The organism is Colwellia sp. BRX10-4 (assembly GCF_014077465.1).
GTDB lineage: Bacteria > Pseudomonadota > Gammaproteobacteria > Enterobacterales > Alteromonadaceae > Colwellia_A.
This window is the reverse complement of sequence record NZ_JACGVZ010000003.1, coordinates 229511-245948: the sequence shown is the minus strand read 5'-3', so window position 1 is coordinate 245948 and position 16438 is coordinate 229511. Positions and strand designations below refer to the sequence as shown.

Below are 16438 nucleotides of genomic sequence, written 5' to 3'. Positions count from 1 at the left end.
CTAACCTTCCTTCTCTATTGTGGTTAGGCATTCACGAAGAATAACGCCATAATCTGTTTTGCCTGGGCAAACAAATGTACATAAGGCTAAATCTTCTTCATCAAGCTCTAAAGCACCAAGTTGCTGCGCGCTGTCGGTATCACCGGCACATAAATCACGCAATAACATTGTTGGGAGAATATCTAATGGCATCACTCGTTCAAAATTACCAATTGGAACCATGGCACGAGGACTACCGTTAGTTGTAGTGGTCATATTGAATAATTTCTTTGGGAAGAAATGAGACATATATGCACGTGTTACCGAGAATTTATTAGGCCCAGGATACATATAACCAATAAACTCTTTTTCGCGACCTTCTAAAATTAACGAAATTTGCACATGGTAGCGACCTAGATAAGCGTGAACACCTTTTGCTTTTGCTCCTGAAAGTAAAGAACCCGATATAATGCGTAATTCACCGTCAGCAAATTCACCCGCAATTAATTCGTCAGTGTTTGCACCTAAAATAGTACGCACTAAACGAGGGTTCTTAGCAGCAGGGCCAGCGAGTGAAATAATACGGGTGTTATTCAGCTCACCAGTAGTAAATAACTGCCCAAAAGCAATAACGTCTTGATAGCCTAAGTTCCATGAAGACTTGTCTACACTAACTGGCTTTAAAAAATGCATATGTGTGCCAACTAAACCAGCAGGGTGTTTTCCTGCAAATTCGTTAACTTGCACATTAGCCTCAACGGGAATATTAGTACCCGGCGCTTTACTAACAAACACTTCACCATTGGTTAAACGAGTAAGTATTGTCAAGCCATTTTTAAAGGCTTCACTTTGTTCATTAATAATCACTTCGGGGTTAGCGGCTAGCGGATTAGTATCCATTACACTAACAAAAATCGCGGTTGGCGTTGAATCAACGGCAGGAACTCTACTAAATGGACGTGTACGCAATGCTGTCCACAAACCTGAATTAACGAGGTTATCAACAACATCTTGACGTTTTATTGAGTTAAGTTCATTCGCTGTGTATGAAGGAAATGTAATTTGCTCATCGCCGTCAATTTTAATAACGACTGATTGCAAAACACGTTTTTCACCACGGTTGATTTCTTTAACAACACCGGCAGCATGAGCTGTGAATTTAACGCCAGGATTCTTTTTATCTTCAAAAATAATCTGACCTTTTTTAACACGATCATCCACTTTAACAAACATGGTTGGTCGCATACCCACAAACTCTTCACCTAATGTTGCAACGGTTTTGATGGCGTTGCCATCATGGATTACCTGCAGGGGAGAACCAACGACAGGAACATCCAGACCTTTTTTTATTGTAATCATAAACACATGCACTACTTTTGATGGGAGTATCAAAATCATAACCTTACATACGTAATTAAACTCTTTTACGATCACTCGTAAATAAAGTCTGATAGGTAAGGAAAGTACTGATTTTAGTGTATTTCAGTAAGTACTTTTTTTAGCAACAACAACAGTTAGTTGAAAATAAAAAAGACCCACTGGCTCTAAGTTAAAATTTCTGGCGCGATTTTAACACAAAAACTCTAAGGCTATCTACGATCTCAGTTACTTAAATTACAAATTAGTTGAATATTATTGATTTCGCTCATTTATCAGCCAAAAATTTTGTCAGACCTAAAAAAACCGACATTTTATGTCGGCTTTTTATTATTGATGCTAATCACAAATAATTAAAGTTAATCGTTATAAGAGATGCTTAATTTCTGCCATTGTATTGACATCAGCCTCGTAATCAACACCCACAACACTAAAGCCAAATAACTTTAAAAATTCTTGATGATAGCCAACATAGTCTGTTAATTCATCAATATTATCAGAATCAACGGTATTCCAAATGTCTGTCACACGTTTTTGAACGCTGTCTTCAAGCTCTTTATGGTTTTGACGATAACGATTTTTATCATCTAAGCGAGGTGTTTCACTGTAGATGTTCTCAACAAATAGGTTCTGAATTTGTTCGATACACCCTTCATAAGTGCCATCTGCCTTCATCACTTTAAACATTGCTGAAATATAAAGTGGCATGATGGGTATTGCTGAACTCGCCTGCGTAACGACCGCATTTAATGAAGTAACATGAGCTTCGCCCTTAAAATTAGCGGTCGCTTTATTAATTGCCGATGCAGCACGGTCTAAATCTTCTTTTGCTTTACCTATGGTCGCTTTTCCGTATATTGGCCAAGTTAATTCTTTACCAATATATGTATAAGCTACTGATTTAAATCCTTCTGAAAGAACGCCAGCCTCATTCAATGCCTTAATCCATAATTCCCAGTCAGCGCCACCCATTACATCAATGGTACCTTGTATCTCGGCTTCATTTGCTGCTTCAACAGAGATTTCATCGATAACACGCTTCGAGGTGTTTAGGTTTTTCGTGGTAACACTTTGACCAATAGGTTTAAGCGTCGATGAATAAACTTCACCGGTATCTGGATCAGTACGACGAGGTGAAGCAAGTGAGTAAACGATTAGATCAATTTCACCTAATTCAGCTTTAATCGTTTCAATAGCCTTTGCTTTAATTTCATGTGAAAACGCATCACCATTAATATTCTTAGACCAAAGGCCTTCTTGCTCAGCGGCCTTTTGAAACGCCGCAGTATTATACCAACCAGCACTGGCTGTTTTCTTTTCAGTCGGCGGTTTCTCAAAGAAAATACCTAATGTTTTAGCATTATTACCAAATGCAGCGGTTATACGTGACGATAATCCATAACCGGTAGATGAACCAATAACCAAAACATTTTTTGGCTTGGCATTAGCCTGTTGATGAGATTTAACATAAGAAATCTGCTCATTGACATGAGCTTCACAGCCGGTTGGGTGTGCATTTGTACAAATAAAACCACGAATTTTAGGTTTAATAACCATAAGAAGACCTTTTAATTAATACTATTTTTATCGCCAAACAACTCGGCAATTTAGTCATTATTCAATATTTATTGCGACATAAATTTAAAATTGTTGCATAGTTTACGCTACTAAAAAGAATACGAGGTATGACCAGTGAATGTTTTCCTCAAAATAAAGGATTAAAGCCACTAGCTATTTTAATAAAGAACATCTGCCCAAACATGGCCATCAGCTTTTAACGTATAAACAGCGCCTAACATAATGCCCCTAGCATGAAAGTACAATACCAACTCTTGTATCACATCCAACCAACATTAAAGTGATATCGCGACACCACAATGAGAAAAACAAATCACACCATCAATCATAATAACCCTGAAATAATTGTTTCGGTTTATCAGTGACCCTATCAATTGACCTTGTTAGCTAAATTTAGCCATTAAGTGACGTAGCTGTTGGCAAATATTCTTCATTTCACATAGATAGTTAAGATTAAATAACAAGTGTTTCACGAAAAGTGAATACAATTATGAGGGTATTATAAATTAGGGATAAAATCGCGAATGATGGTTAGTTAGCGTTTGACCCCTAATTTATTTGCTAAAGTTACGCTGATTTTTTACCACCACCTAAGCATTTAGGCGACAAAGGGGTATTATCTGCATAATACTTGTCCCACTCATCCTTGGTATAAGTATGAAGCGCTAACGCATGTATTTTTTCGGCAAGCTCTGTTGAAAGCAACGAATTAATGGCTCGGTGACGTTTAATTAAGCGTTCTCCAATAAAGTCGTCGCTAACGATAATCACTTTAAAATGAGATTCACTGCCCGGTGCAACATTATGTTGATGGCTTTCATTAATAACATCGAGATGTATTGGAGAAAATGCGGAAAGAAGTTTTTGTTCTATTACAGCTTCAATGGTCATTATTAAATCCCTGATGTGTTTTTCTATAGTGGAGTCATTTTAGTTTGTTACACACAATATGCCATCAGTCTGGATGGCTATAGTGGTTTCACTGTCATTAATGGCGAGTAAACAGTTGCCATTATTGATAAAAAAATCTCATTTATTTATAAAATAGTTTTTAAGCGCTCAAAGCAACTATCACTGGCTCAATTCCGTATATTTTGTCACAATAGCCGACATTCTTCTAGGTAAAAATCGAACCTCTTCATTATGATCAGCCCTTTTATTGTTAACGCAGATGGCGTTTATGACAAGAACCTTTTTTTAGATCGCTACCCCGTTGGTCAAGTTAACCGTGCACTAGTTGCTTGGGATTCAGCCGACGAGTATTTAATTAATTATGTTAATGAACAAGATTTAGCGGGTAGCCAGCACAAATTACTCATTTTCAATGATAGTTTTGGCGCTATTACCGCTAACTTTACTCAGTCAAATGTGACTACGGTTTCCGACTCTTGGATAAGCCATCAAGGGTTAAAATATAATATTGAGCAAAACGGTTTGTCGCTTGACAATATTTGCCAAATAACGAGTTTGGATGACCTACCCGATAATATTAGTGTGGTGTTGTACAAGATACCTAAAAGTAAGTCATTAATGATCGACCAACTATTATCAATTAAAGCTAAATATAATCAAAATCTTATTTTTATTGCTAGCGATAAAGCCAAAGATATACATAGTTCGACGTTAAAATTATTTGAAAAATATTTAGGGACAACAAAAACGTCTTTAGCGGTAAAAAAAGCACGTTTAGTATTCTCTCAACTTGATAACAAGCAAGTTTTCTCTTCACCTTTTCCAACAATTTGGCCGTTAGAAGATAGCGCTTTTATTATCAGTAATCATTCAGGGGTTTATGCGCGTGAAAAACTTGATATTGGTGCTCGTCACTTTATTAAGCACCTTCCTGAAGTAAAAGCAGGTAGTCGTGTTATTGACTTAGGTTGTGGCAATGGTGTGATTGGCTTAGCCGTAGTGGCCGAGCAACCCGAGGCATTAGTTACTTTTGTTGATGAATCTTATATGGCTGTTGATTCTGCAAAGACTAATATCAGTAAAAACTTACCTGAGCAACTCAATCAATGCCAGTTCATGATAAATGACTGCTTAGCAGACGTGGAGCCTAATAGTGTTGATTTGATTTTGTGTAACCCTCCTTTTCACCAGCAAAATGCAACCACTGACCATATCGCTTGGCAGATGTTTCGCGATAGCCATAGAGCATTAAAGAACGGTGGGGAGTTACGCATTATTGGTAATCGACAACTCGGATACCATATTAAACTTAAACGACTTTTTGGTAATGAAAAACTCATTGCCAGCAATGATAAATTTGTCACGCTTTCATCAATAAAATAATGGAGTTAATCAGATCATGAAAAATATATTCATTAACAATAAAATTAAAACATTAGCCGCAACAACTTTACTGCTTGTACTGACGGCTTGTGCCAACAAACCCACTTACGTAGTTATTGCTCCAGATTTAAGCATAAATAATAGTGCATCTAGCCAAAGTGCTTATCAAAATAAACAAGCGAGTTTAACGGTCACTGATTTGCGGAGTGCCCAGCATGTTGTGCAAATATTAAGAAAAGATGAAGCGGCAGAGGTTTATTCTAGTCAGCAACCATTAAACCGTATTGTTGAGGAAACGTTAGCCGCTGAATTTAAAAAACAGGGCTTAGACATTAACGCTCAAGCGGGTAATGCAATTGAAATAATTATTGATAATGGCTTAAGCAGCGTGCAACAAGAAATGATGAAATATCAAGTTAACAATGAACTTGTGATCCGTGTAACGGTTAACAATGGTTCACAAACGTTAAGTAACATCTTTAAAGTTCGCGGAACCAGTGAAGGCCCATTGGGCGCAGATATTGCAGTATTAGAGCGTGACTTTAGTCAACAACTTACTCAGCTATTATCTCAAGTTATTAATAATATTGAAATTCAGCGCTTTATAAAATAATTTTTAACAGCCCCTTTAAAAGAAGAAATGATAATGAAAGGTTTATTTTTTTTACTTATATTTTTATCTGGCACTCTATCAGCGAATAATATCGCCATTGATCCCAATAACTTATTTCCAAAAGTGAAATTAGAAACATCAAAAGGAGTCATCATTGTTGAGTTAGACCGTATTCGTGCGCCATTAACTGTTGATAATTTTTTAATGTATGTGGTTAAAGGTGAATACAACAACACAATTTTTCATCGTATTGTCTCAGACTTTATTGTACAAGGCGGTGGTTATGATGAAGACTTCAATTTAAAAAAAGTCACTGGAAATATTGTTAATGAATCAGGTAATGGTTTAAAAAATGAACGTGGCACGATTGCTATGGCAAAAGAAAATCGCCCACACACCGCAAATCGTCAATTCTTTTTTAATATGGCTAACAATAAAAGTTTAAATCCAGGCCGTCGCTGGGGATATACCGTATTTGGCGCTATTGTTGAAGGTCAGGCAGTTGTTGATGCTATGAATTTAGCTAAAACACACTATAGTGATGCGATGGGCTGGGACGATGTGCCCGTAGAACCTATTACCTTAATTAAAGCCACTTTATTACCAGAAGAATAAATTTATCCAATAAAATTTCAGCTAAAAATTATAGTCAGGAGGTAATATTTCTGACTATAACAATGCCAGAACAAACATTATTTTTTGTACGATCTTACAATTAAATGAAAATTAGATTGCCTACACCTTTGACAAACTGTTTTTAATCTACGATATATAAGGTAGTAAATAAACAATAACAACTATTTTCACCATTTCAATAAAGTGGTAGCTACTTTCCTACTTGAATGATTTAAATACGAAAGTGAACTGAGGATGCCATGATAATTGAGCCGTTTATCAACGAAAAAACACAACAAATAGCTTACTATATTAAAGCTGTGATTAACCAATCATTGCATTATACCGAACTCGACACATTCATCCTTGATACCATGGAGGAATGGACATTGCTAAAGGTAAATGATGAAACCCCAAGTAGTGCAAAAGAGCGCGTTTTTTGGCACTTAGTCCATGAGATGAGTTTACATGGAGCACAATCACTGAGTCATGACTTGTATTTCAAAAGTGAAATAACGACTTGCTTAGATTTTTTCACAGGTGCTGGCAGTTATCCTATTGACTGTATTGGCTGGCGTCCGTTACCTTAGGTTAACGTGAGTAAAACCCTCGACACTTGCTCACAGAACTCAAGAATAAACTTCTGTTTTCAATAACATTTTGATAGCCTATACCTACTAAGATTTTTATAGGTAAATGCATGACCACTCAACAAACATTCAAAGAAGCTATTCTAAATAAAAGAATGTTGATTTGTATCTTTACCGGATTCACTTCGGGCTTGCCGTTATTTATTTTATATCAACTGGTACCTGGTTGGTTAAGATCAGAGGGAGTGAGTCTAGTTGAGATAGGTTTATTCTCATTAATTGGCATTCCTTATGTTTGGAAGTTTATTTGGTCGCCATTGATGGACAGGTATTCTTTTCCAATCTTAGGTCGACGTCGAAGTTGGATGTTTGCTACGCAAATTTTATTACTCTTCTCTATCGCTGGTTTTGGTTTTATAGACCCGACTATTAATATTTGGTCTGTCGCTTATCTTGCCGCTGCTGTTGCTTTTTTTAGTGCAAGCCAAGATATTGTTCTCGATGCCTATCGCAGGGAGTTATTGCAAGAACACGAACTGGGCTTAGGTAATTCTATCCATGTACAGGCTTATCGTCTATCTGGCTTAGTGCCGGGGTCGTTAGCTTTTATCTTGGCTGACCATATCAACTGGCAATCAGTTTTTCTTATTGTTGCTGCGTTTATGCTCATCGGTATTTTACTGACCTTATGTATTAAAGAGAGTAAAAGCGAACATCTTGCTCCTAAAACATTACATGATGCTGTTGTATTGCCTTTTAGAGATTTTATTTCACGAAAAGGTTTTAAAAGTGCCTTACAAATTCTCATTTTTTTATTTTTATACAAATTAGGCGACAGTATGGCTACAGCCCTGCAAACGCCATTTTTTATAGACCTAGGCTTTACTAAAACAGAAATTGGTGTGGTTGCTAAAACAGCGTCGCTTATTGCGATGACTATCGGGCTTGCTGTTGGCGGCATTGTAATGATAAAGCTCAGTATAAATAAGGCATTATGGTTGTTTGGCTTTGTGCAAATCATCAGCATATTAGGCTTTGCCGCTTTAGCAGAAATAGGTCATAATACTTACGCTCTAGCTTTTGCGATGGGCTTTGAATACTTAGGTGTTGGTTTAGGTACAGCTGCATTTACTGCCTTTATAGCAAGAACAACCAACCCCGCTTTTGCTGCAACGCAATTTGCACTCTTTACGGCGCTAACCGCTTTGCCTCGAACCTTTGCCAATGCAACAACTGGCCTTATTGTAGAGCAAATAGGTTGGACATCGTTCTACTTTCTTTGTACTTTCCTCGCGATCCCAGGAATGCTAATGTTATTTAAAGTTGCTCCTTGGAGCGAAAAGGTCCCTTTCGAAACAAAAAATAAAACCGAGGAATTAATATGATCAAACTGTTCTTTCTACTCCCTATTATCATGTGCCTTTTTTGGTGGCGATATTTAGGTGCTAAGGGCTTTAGTGTAAAAGAAGGTGTGAAAGGTTTTGCTTATATTATTGCTTTAAATACCGTACTCATTGGATTTTTAGTGGTAATGATATACGTTACTCACGGATGACGACTCCAGTTATCCTGATACCAAATCCATCGTCCTGATACTAAATCCGTCAGCCCGATACCGCGCCTCCGTCATCCTGAACTTGTTTCAGGATCTCGTCGTGACAACACAAAAAGCGGATACTGAAATAAATTAAGCATGACGGCAATGGGATAAGCCTCTGACATTCTGATACCACCTTTGTCATCCTGATAACGCCCCCGTCATCCTGATACCACCTCCGTCATCCTGAACTTGTTTCAGGATCTCGTCGTTGACAAAACAAAAAGCAGATACTGAAATAAATTCAGCATGACGGCAAAGGGATAAGCCTCTGACATTCTGATACCACCTTTGTCATCCTGATAACGCCCCCGTCATCCTGATAACACCTCCGTCATCCTGATACCACCTCCATCATCCTGCACTTGTTTAAGGATCTCGTCGTTGACAAAAAAAAGCAGATACTGAAATAAATTCAGCATGACGGCAAAAGGATAAGCCTCTGACATTCTGATACCACCTTTGTCATCCTTATAACGCCCCCGTCATCCTGATACCACCTCCGTCATCCTGAACTTGTTTCAGGATCTCGTCGTTGACAAAACAAAAAGCAGATACTGAAATAAATTCAGCATGACCGCAAAGGGATAAGCCTCTGACATTCTGATACCACCTTTGTCATCCTGATAACGCCCCCGTCATCCTGATACCACCTCCGTCATCCTGAACTTGTTTTAGGATCTCGTCGTTAACAACACAAAAAAAAACTTACTCAAAAAATGAGTAAGCTTTTAAAATTCAATCTTTTTAAAGTAGAGTTTAAAAAACTGAACGAAATGATGAGCGACCGCTTCGACGGGTTGAGCGTCGGTTTCTCATACGACTATGAAGTTCGCGACGTTTAGAATCTAGCCACTCTTCACGAGTCACTGAAACATCACCACTACGGCCTTCTTCTCGGCTACGATAAGCACAAAACTCTAAAAATGCTTCGATATCATCTTTCAGTTCTTCGGCAACTAATTCAATCATGATGGCGTCGTCTAAAAAGCCTAATACAGGAATATGGTCAGGTACTAAATCTTCCGGATCACTAAAATAAGCCAATGCACTTAGCACATCACTGCGCTCTTCTGCTGGAATTTTCCATTCAGAGTCTTCTATCATTGCCACTAAAGTTTCTAGTTTTTTAATGCGTTCACTGACAAATTCTGGAACACTTCCTTTAATATCTTGGCTAATACTCTTAGCGTTACTTAAAATAACTGCTTCACTAAGTTTTGCAACTCCTGATTGTGCTTTACGCATTACATCACGGAAGTGGTCTAAGTCTGACTCTGTTAATTCAAATTTAACTTCAAACGCCATTATAATTCTCCTGTATTTGGCTTTTCTATTACTACACTTTGCTTATTATTTACTTTTTTGCATAATAATAAACATAGTACATTCAACCCTATTTTTCTTATTAGAGTAAATTTAGCAGATAGTTATACAAACAGCACGCAGTTAACTCAATTAATTTGTAAATATTTATAACTTTTCACTCACACTTTTATAAACATAATGCTATGATTTTGTTCTATTGTTTGTATTTATTCTGAAACTTTTATGCAAAATACCGAGTTAGTTAAAAAAAATAATGATATTGATATCATGTCATCAGTCTCTGAACAGCCTGATACCATAAGAAGTTCAGCAAATAATAATTGTGATAATTGTCAGCAACCACTCAGTGGTCCTTTTTGTGGTCAGTGTGGCCAAAAAGCAGAATCAACATTGAAATATTTTTGGGTGGTTATATTACACCTCCTTGATGATATTTTTAGTTTTGATTCAAGAGCTGCTCGAACTATATTGCCATTAGTTACTCGTCCTGGTTTTTTAACTAATGAGTATATTACGGGAAAACGCGTCCATTACGTGCCTCCGCTGCGTCTATACCTTTTTGTGAGTATTGTCTTTTTTATTACCTTAAAATTTTTTGTGCTCTCAGACAGTGATTCTCTTCTCGCGGTAAGCGACAATCAGACATCAATCACTCAAATCAAAAATCAACTTGTTTTACTTGAAAAAAACAAGCTTAAAGCCATTGATGGCTCACCAGACAATACCGTTGATTTGTCAGAAACAACAAAAAGCATCGCAAAATTTGAAATCTATCTAACCGATATGAATAAAGATTACAGTATTGAAAAAAATAAACGGTTAATTGATATGACCAAAACACTTGTCGATTTAGAATTAAGACAATTTAAAGATGGACAAACGCTTAGCGGGAATAAGAAAGAACGTTATGATTTATTAACCTCAAATATTGCAAAATTTAAAAATGGTGAGGAGCTAGATAAGGTAGACAAAATTTCTACGACCATAAGCAACAATGCCGATGGTACCTTGTCTTTTGATTTTTTGAGTGAAGATAGTAATAAAAAACTTAATGTGTTCACAAAGTCTTTGATCAAGAAAGCAGAAAAAGCCTTCAGATCTGATGCAACGCCATTAGTGCAAGAAGTTATTGGAAAATTACCACAATTAATGTTTATTTTACTGCCTCTTTTCGCCATATTGTTAAAGATAATGTATATCTTTTCAAAGCGTCTTTATATGGAGCATTTAACTGTTGCCTTACACAGCCATAGTTTTATTTTCTTTACTATATTGTTGGTAGAGTTATTAGATGTGTTTGCTGGCTATAGTAAAACAGTCCTCCCCATACTTACTGGCTCAATTGAATTTGCCAGTAAAGCCTTATTAACTTGGATCCCCATTTATTTATTTATTATGCAAAAACGAGTTTATAAGCAAGGTTATTTTTTTACCTTTATTAAATATTCATTTATTGGCACCGCCTATATGATACTTATTGGCTTCACCGGTGTAATTGCCTTCGTTTGGGGCTTAACAGATATTTAACTAACAATTTCAGTTACTCTGCTCTAAGACAAGCCAGTTATGCTGATATGAACTACGTCAGCCTGATACTAACTCCATCAACTTGATACCGCCTCCATCATCCTAAACTTTTTTAGGATCTCGTCGTTGACAACACAAGAACAGATACTGAAATAAATTCAGCATGACGGCACAGGGGTAACTAGACTATGTTCGTCTGAAACCAGTTGTCATCCTGAACATATGACATCTTTGGCGTTATTTCTAAACAGAAAAGCCGGATAAGTGATTAACTGATCCGGCTTTTATAAATCTAATGAACGCTTCTAAAAGCGCTCATGATAAAGGTTACTCAGCTAGAGGACGCATATGAGGGAACAAAATAACATCTTTTATCGTTGGTGAGTCAGTAAACAACATCACTAAACGGTCAATACCAATACCTTCACCCGCAGTTGGCGGTAAACCATATTCAAGCGCTTGAATATAGTCTTCATCATAATGCATTGCTTCATCGTCACCAGCATCTTTACCTTCAACTTGGTTGCGGAAACGTGCTGCTTGGTCTTCTGCGTCGTTAAGCTCAGAGAAGCCATTAGCTAATTCACGGCCACCAACGAAGAATTCAAAACGGTCAGTAATAAATGGGTTGTCATCATTACGACGTGCTAATGGTGAAACTTCCCAAGGGTATTCTGTAATGAAAGTGGGTTGATCAAGCATATGCTCGGCAACTTCTTCAAATATTTCACAAATGTATTTACCTGGGCCCCATACTTTTGACGCTTCAGTTTCTTTAACACCTACAGTTTTGGCCATAGCTTTAAGTGCATCGAAGTTTGCTTCGGGGTTACGTAAAATGTTTTCGTCTAGGTCGTTACCGTATAATAAAATAGCATCAACCATAGATAAGCGCGTAAACGATTTTCCAAAGTCATAAAATTTTTCTTCTACGACTTCGCCATCGCTATTTTTAACCGTGTTACGAATAACAGAGCTACCCAATACGTTTTCAGCAAGGGTACGTAACATATCCTCAGTAATATTCATTAAATCAATGTAATCAGCATAAGCTTGATAGAATTCAATCATAGTGAATTCTGGGTTATGACGTGAAGATAAACCTTCATTGCGGAAGTTACGGTTAATTTCGAATACTTTTTCAAAACCACCAACAACTAGGCGCTTTAAATAAAGCTCAGGAGCAATACGCATATACATTTGAATGTCTAAGGCATTATGAAAAGTTTCAAAAGGTTTAGCCGTTGCACCACCTGGAATAGTTTGTAGCATTGGCGTTTCAACTTCCATAAAACCGCGGACAGTTAAAAACTGACGAATACCTTCAACAATTTTTGAACGAATAAGGAAAGTATTACGCGTTTCTTCATTGATGATTAAATCAACATAGCGTTGGCGATACTTAGTTTCAACATCAGATAAACCGTGGAATTTTTCAGGTAACGGACGCAATGACTTAGTGAGTAATTGATATTCGTCCATATTGACATACAAATCGCCTTTACCAGACATATGCATAGTGCCGGTAACACCGATAATATCGCCAATATCTAAAGTGCCCCAACGCTCTTTAATATCTTTTTGCACGGTTTTATGTGCATAAGCTTGGATGCGACCAGACATATCTTGTAGTACCAAAAATGGCCCACGCTTAGCCATAACTCGACCAGCAATACTATAGGTTGCGGTTTCAGCTTCAAGTGTTTCTTTATCTTTCTCACCATGCTCAGCTTGTAAATCAGCAGCGTAGTGTTTTCGGTCAAACTTGTTTGGGTGGCCATTAGCCGGACAGTTTTCACGAATTTTCGCTAATTTACCGCGACGTTCGGCGATTAATTTGTTTTCATCTTGCTGATTTACTTGTGCTTGGTCGGTCATTTTTTTTCTCGTTAACTTTTTAAGTTTTGATTGTCGAACCTTGCCACGCAAGGATCTTCTACTTTATAAACCAGATTTCAGGCTGGCTTCTAAAAATTTGTCTAAATCGCCATCTAAAACTGCTTGGGTATTTCGATTTTCAACACCGGTGCGTAAATCTTTAATTCGGCTGTCGTCTAAAACGTATGAGCGTATTTGACTACCCCAGCCAATGTCAGATTTACCATCTTCTAATTCTTGCTTACCTTCATTTTTCTTTTGCATTTCCATTTCAAAGAGCTTAGCTTTTAACAACTTCATCGCCGTTGCACGGTTCTTATGTTGAGAGCGGTCAGCTTGACAAGCGACAACAGCGCCCGTTGGAACATGGGTAATACGAATAGCTGAATCAGTTTTATTAACATGTTGACCACCCGCGCCCGAGGCACGAAAGGTATCAATACGTAAATCAGCAGGGTTAATATCGATTTCAATATTATCGTCAATCTCAGGATAAATAAATGCCGAAGCAAATGAGGTATGACGACGACCACTGGAATCAAATGGTGATTTTCTTACTAAGCGATGAACACCTGTTTCTGTACGTAACCAGCCATAAGCATATTCACCGGTATACTTAATCGTACAGCCTTTAATACCGGCAACATCACCGTCAGTCACTTCAATCGCTTCTGTTTTATAACCGTGTGCTTCACCCCAACGCAAATACATACGCATTAACATTTCAGCCCAGTCTTGTGCTTCAGTGCCACCAGAACCCGATTGAATATCTAAATAACAGCTATTTTCATCATGTTCACCAGAAAACATCCGGCGAAATTCTAATTTTTCTAAACTTTTTTCCAACGCTTGAATTTCATCGCTCGCATCGTTAAAGGTTTCTTCATCTTCTTCTTCTAGAGCAAGCTCAACTAAACCTTCAACGTCTTCACAGCCTCGATCCATTTCATCAATGGTTTCAACAATGGCTTCAAGAGAAGAGCGCTCTTTACCGAGTGCTTGTGCTCGTTCAGGATCATTCCAAACTTCAGGTGACTCTAATTCACGTACCACTTCAACCAAACGTTCTAATCTTTGGTCGTAGTCAAAGATACCCCCGAAGCATATCTGTACGCTCGCGGATGTCTTTAATCTTGTTTAATACCGGGTTAGCTTCAATCATAGTTTATAATTTTACATCGCAAATTTGGCGTCAAGATTCACGCCCGAAAGAATAAAATAAAATAATCGCGCATTATAGCGTAATTTCATCGCTAAATAAACGATTTAACTGACTAAACTGGCTGAAAATAAAGCAACGGATTGCCAGGCTTTTATTCAAGGTATTCCACAATAAATTGCACACTTTGCTTACCACGAAATTCATTAATATCGAGACGATAAGCAAGATGGACTTGTTGAGTTTGATGGTCAGGCCAACGGCTTAAGTCAACATTAAAAGCGATAGCATCAAAAACTTGCCCCGCTTTTTCAACAACCAGTTTCAGATGTTTCTGGCCGACAATACGTTGCTGAACCAGCTTAAATTTATCGTCAAATAAAGGTTCGATAAAGTTTTGTCCCCAAGGGCCAGAATCACGTAATAGCTGAGCAAAAGATAAAGTCATTTCATTGGTGGGTAGTTCACCATCGGAGGCAAGCGTACCTTTGAGATCGTCACTGCTTAACCAAAGCTCGGCATATTGGTTTAATAAGCGCTGAAATTCTTCAAAGTTTTCCTCTGCTATTGATAAGCCTGCCGCCATGGCATGACCACCAAATTTAATAATAATATTTGGATGCTGCGTGTCAATATGTTCCAGTAAATCTCTAATATGTAGACCAGGAATAGAGCGTGCTGAACCTTTAATTTCGCTGGTTTTTTCTGTTTTCTCAAGAGAAAGATCATTACTCGTGCCAGCAAAAACAATACTGGGCCGGTGATACTTTTCTTTTAAACGACCAGCAACAATACCGATAACCCCTTGATGCCAATCTTTTTGAAACAAAGAAATCGCATGCGGTAAGTTATCATCTGAAAAATTTAAGCTTTTTAATACTTGTTCTGCTTCTTGCTGCATCCCCTGCTCGATTTCCCGGCGCGACTTATTCAAATCATCAAGATCAGCAGCCATGACCCGAGCAGAAGCAAGGTCTTTAGCAAGTAAACAATTAATACCGTACGACATATCGTCTAAACGCCCTGCGGCATTTATTCTTGGACCCAAAGCAAAACCAAAATCACTGGCAACTATCTTTTTCTGATCTTTACCGGCTATTTCGAGCAACGCTTGAATGCCTGGGCGCGTAACCCCAGCACGAATTCTTTTTAAGCCTTGTTCAACCAAAATTCGATTATTGTTATCAAGAGAAACAACATCGGCTACTGTCCCTAAGGCAACTAAGTCAAGGAGTTGAGCAATATTAGGCTCTGCTATATTTTTGTCAACGAACCAGTTTTTCTCACGTAAATATTTACGCATTGCCATCATAAAATAAAAAGCAACACCAACACCCGCCAGCGCTTTACTGGCGAAGTCACAGCCAACTTGGTTGGGATTAATAATAGCGTCGGCATCAGGTAGTGTCATGCCCGGTAAGTGATGGTCAGTAACAATAACACCTAATCCTAATGACTTGGCTTTAGCGACGCCGGCAACACAACTAATACCATTATCAACGGTTATTAATAGCTCTGCGCCTTGCTTAGCAGCTATTTCGACAATTTCTGGTGTTAAACCATAACCATATATAAATCGGTTAGGTACTAGAAATTGATAATTTTCACAGCCAAACAAACGTAAAGCTTCCATCATTAATGCGGTGCTGGTCGCACCATCGGCATCAAAATCCCCAATAATGGCAATGTTTTTATTCGCGACTAAGCCTTCATATAAAACCTCACAGCCTTGATTAATACCTTTTAAACTTTCAATGGCACAGAGTTGGCTGACATTAAGTTCGAGTTCAATTGCCTTATCAATACCGCGGCTGGCATATATTTGCTTAATAAGTGGATGAAGATGATTGGGAAGATGGTTATCTTCGACTTTGACACGGCGTACTATTTGCTTTTGCATA

At 37.8% G+C, this 16438-nt stretch carries 14 protein-coding genes; 7 read left to right on the top strand and 7 right to left on the bottom strand.

The genetic code is table 11. The features are described 5' to 3' along the window. From H4J67_RS05125 to H4J67_RS05115, 3 genes are all read right to left on the bottom strand, one after another. Complete coding sequence (locus H4J67_RS05125; RefSeq protein WP_182175781.1) at nucleotides 1–1338, bottom strand: Na(+)-translocating NADH-quinone reductase subunit A; 1338 nt, start codon at nucleotides 1336–1338, stop codon at nucleotides 1–3. Nucleotides 1339–1722: 384 nt separating this feature from the next. Then, on the bottom strand, nucleotides 1723–2913 hold the full coding sequence (gene fabV / locus H4J67_RS05120) for an enoyl-ACP reductase FabV (protein ID WP_182175782.1): 1191 nt from the start codon (nucleotides 2911–2913) through the stop codon (nucleotides 1723–1725). 588 nt (nucleotides 2914–3501) lie between these two features. Continuing rightward, nucleotides 3502–3825: a BolA/IbaG family iron-sulfur metabolism protein gene (locus H4J67_RS05115; RefSeq protein ID WP_182175783.1), complete on the bottom strand. Its 324-nt coding sequence runs from the start codon at nucleotides 3823–3825 to the stop codon at nucleotides 3502–3504. A gap of 252 nt (nucleotides 3826–4077) precedes the next feature. Between H4J67_RS05115 and H4J67_RS05110 the strand changes: the two genes are divergently transcribed. The 6 genes from H4J67_RS05110 (at nucleotide 4078) to H4J67_RS05085 (ending at nucleotide 8602) form a co-directional block, all read left to right on the top strand. After that, entirely contained in the window at nucleotides 4078–5229 is a 1152-nt protein-coding gene (locus H4J67_RS05110; protein WP_182175784.1) for a methyltransferase, read from the top strand. 16 nt (nucleotides 5230–5245) lie between these two features. After that, complete coding sequence (locus H4J67_RS05105; RefSeq protein ID WP_182175785.1) at nucleotides 5246–5842, top strand: YajG family lipoprotein; 597 nt, start codon at nucleotides 5246–5248, stop codon at nucleotides 5840–5842. Nucleotides 5843–5875: 33 nt separating this feature from the next. After that, on the top strand, nucleotides 5876–6457 hold the full coding sequence (locus H4J67_RS05100; RefSeq protein WP_182175786.1) for a peptidylprolyl isomerase: 582 nt from the start codon (nucleotides 5876–5878) through the stop codon (nucleotides 6455–6457). Between the two features lie 260 nt (nucleotides 6458–6717). Further along, on the top strand, nucleotides 6718–7047 hold the full coding sequence (locus tag H4J67_RS05095) for a hypothetical protein (protein WP_083278033.1): 330 nt from the start codon (nucleotides 6718–6720) through the stop codon (nucleotides 7045–7047). Between the two features lie 110 nt (nucleotides 7048–7157). Continuing rightward, complete coding sequence (locus H4J67_RS05090; RefSeq protein ID WP_182175787.1) at nucleotides 7158–8432, top strand: AmpG family muropeptide MFS transporter; 1275 nt, start codon at nucleotides 7158–7160, stop codon at nucleotides 8430–8432. After that, on the top strand, nucleotides 8429–8602 hold the full coding sequence (locus tag H4J67_RS05085; protein WP_182175788.1) for a hypothetical protein: 174 nt from the start codon (nucleotides 8429–8431) through the stop codon (nucleotides 8600–8602). The genes H4J67_RS05090 and H4J67_RS05085 overlap by 4 nt, the downstream gene beginning before the upstream one ends. 801 nt (nucleotides 8603–9403) lie before the next feature. Here H4J67_RS05085 and H4J67_RS05080 read toward each other — a convergent pair. Next, entirely contained in the window at nucleotides 9404–9952 is a 549-nt protein-coding gene (locus H4J67_RS05080) for a YkvA family protein (RefSeq protein WP_182175789.1), read from the bottom strand. A gap of 243 nt (nucleotides 9953–10195) precedes the next feature. Between H4J67_RS05080 and H4J67_RS05075 the strand changes: the two genes are divergently transcribed. Next, nucleotides 10196–11500, top strand: coding sequence for a DUF3667 domain-containing protein (locus H4J67_RS05075; RefSeq protein WP_182175790.1), 1305 nt, complete (start codon nucleotides 10196–10198; stop codon nucleotides 11498–11500). 327 nt (nucleotides 11501–11827) lie between these two features. Here H4J67_RS05075 and lysS read toward each other — a convergent pair whose 3' ends face one another. The 3 genes from lysS to recJ all read right to left on the bottom strand — a co-directional run bounded on the left by lysS (nucleotide 11828) and on the right by recJ (nucleotide 16437). Further along, the gene (gene lysS / locus H4J67_RS05070; RefSeq protein ID WP_070377186.1) at nucleotides 11828–13378 is read right to left on the bottom strand and encodes a lysine--tRNA ligase; all 1551 of its coding nucleotides are present in this window, start codon (nucleotides 13376–13378) and stop codon (nucleotides 11828–11830) included. A 63-nt stretch (nucleotides 13379–13441) separates the two neighbouring features. Continuing rightward, a protein-coding gene (prfB, locus tag H4J67_RS05065; protein WP_182203067.1) for a peptide chain release factor 2 occupies nucleotides 13442–14540 on the bottom strand; the annotation gives its coding sequence in 2 pieces (ribosomal slippage) (nucleotides 13442–14464 and nucleotides 14466–14540; 1098 coding nt in all). 151 nt (nucleotides 14541–14691) lie between these two features. Then, on the bottom strand, nucleotides 14692–16437 hold the full coding sequence (gene recJ / locus H4J67_RS05060) for a single-stranded-DNA-specific exonuclease RecJ (RefSeq protein WP_182203065.1): 1746 nt from the start codon (nucleotides 16435–16437) through the stop codon (nucleotides 14692–14694). Between the last annotated feature and the right edge of the window lies 1 nt (nucleotide 16438).

Excerpts from the sequence above, each read along its gene's own strand:
- H4J67_RS05125 (WP_182175781.1), bottom strand. The coding sequence starts at position 1,338 with ATGATTACAATAAAAAAAGGTCTGGATGTTCCTGTCGTTGGTTCTCCC.
- fabV (WP_182175782.1), bottom strand. The coding sequence starts at position 2,913 with ATGGTTATTAAACCTAAAATTCGTGGTTTTATTTGTACAAATGCACAC.
- H4J67_RS05115 (WP_182175783.1), bottom strand. The coding sequence starts at position 3,825 with ATGACCATTGAAGCTGTAATAGAACAAAAACTTCTTTCCGCATTTTCT.
- H4J67_RS05110 (WP_182175784.1), top strand. The coding sequence starts at position 4,078 with ATGATCAGCCCTTTTATTGTTAACGCAGATGGCGTTTATGACAAGAAC.
- H4J67_RS05105 (WP_182175785.1), top strand. The coding sequence starts at position 5,246 with ATGAAAAATATATTCATTAACAATAAAATTAAAACATTAGCCGCAACA.
- H4J67_RS05100 (WP_182175786.1), top strand. The coding sequence starts at position 5,876 with ATGAAAGGTTTATTTTTTTTACTTATATTTTTATCTGGCACTCTATCA.
- H4J67_RS05095 (WP_083278033.1), top strand. The coding sequence starts at position 6,718 with ATGATAATTGAGCCGTTTATCAACGAAAAAACACAACAAATAGCTTAC.
- H4J67_RS05090 (WP_182175787.1), top strand. The coding sequence starts at position 7,158 with ATGACCACTCAACAAACATTCAAAGAAGCTATTCTAAATAAAAGAATG.
- H4J67_RS05085 (WP_182175788.1), top strand. The coding sequence starts at position 8,429 with ATGATCAAACTGTTCTTTCTACTCCCTATTATCATGTGCCTTTTTTGG.
- H4J67_RS05080 (WP_182175789.1), bottom strand. The coding sequence starts at position 9,952 with ATGGCGTTTGAAGTTAAATTTGAATTAACAGAGTCAGACTTAGACCAC.
- H4J67_RS05075 (WP_182175790.1), top strand. The coding sequence starts at position 10,196 with ATGCAAAATACCGAGTTAGTTAAAAAAAATAATGATATTGATATCATG.
- lysS (WP_070377186.1), bottom strand. The coding sequence starts at position 13,378 with ATGACCGACCAAGCACAAGTAAATCAGCAAGATGAAAACAAATTAATC.
- recJ (WP_182203065.1), bottom strand. The coding sequence starts at position 16,437 with ATGCAAAAGCAAATAGTACGCCGTGTCAAAGTCGAAGATAACCATCTT.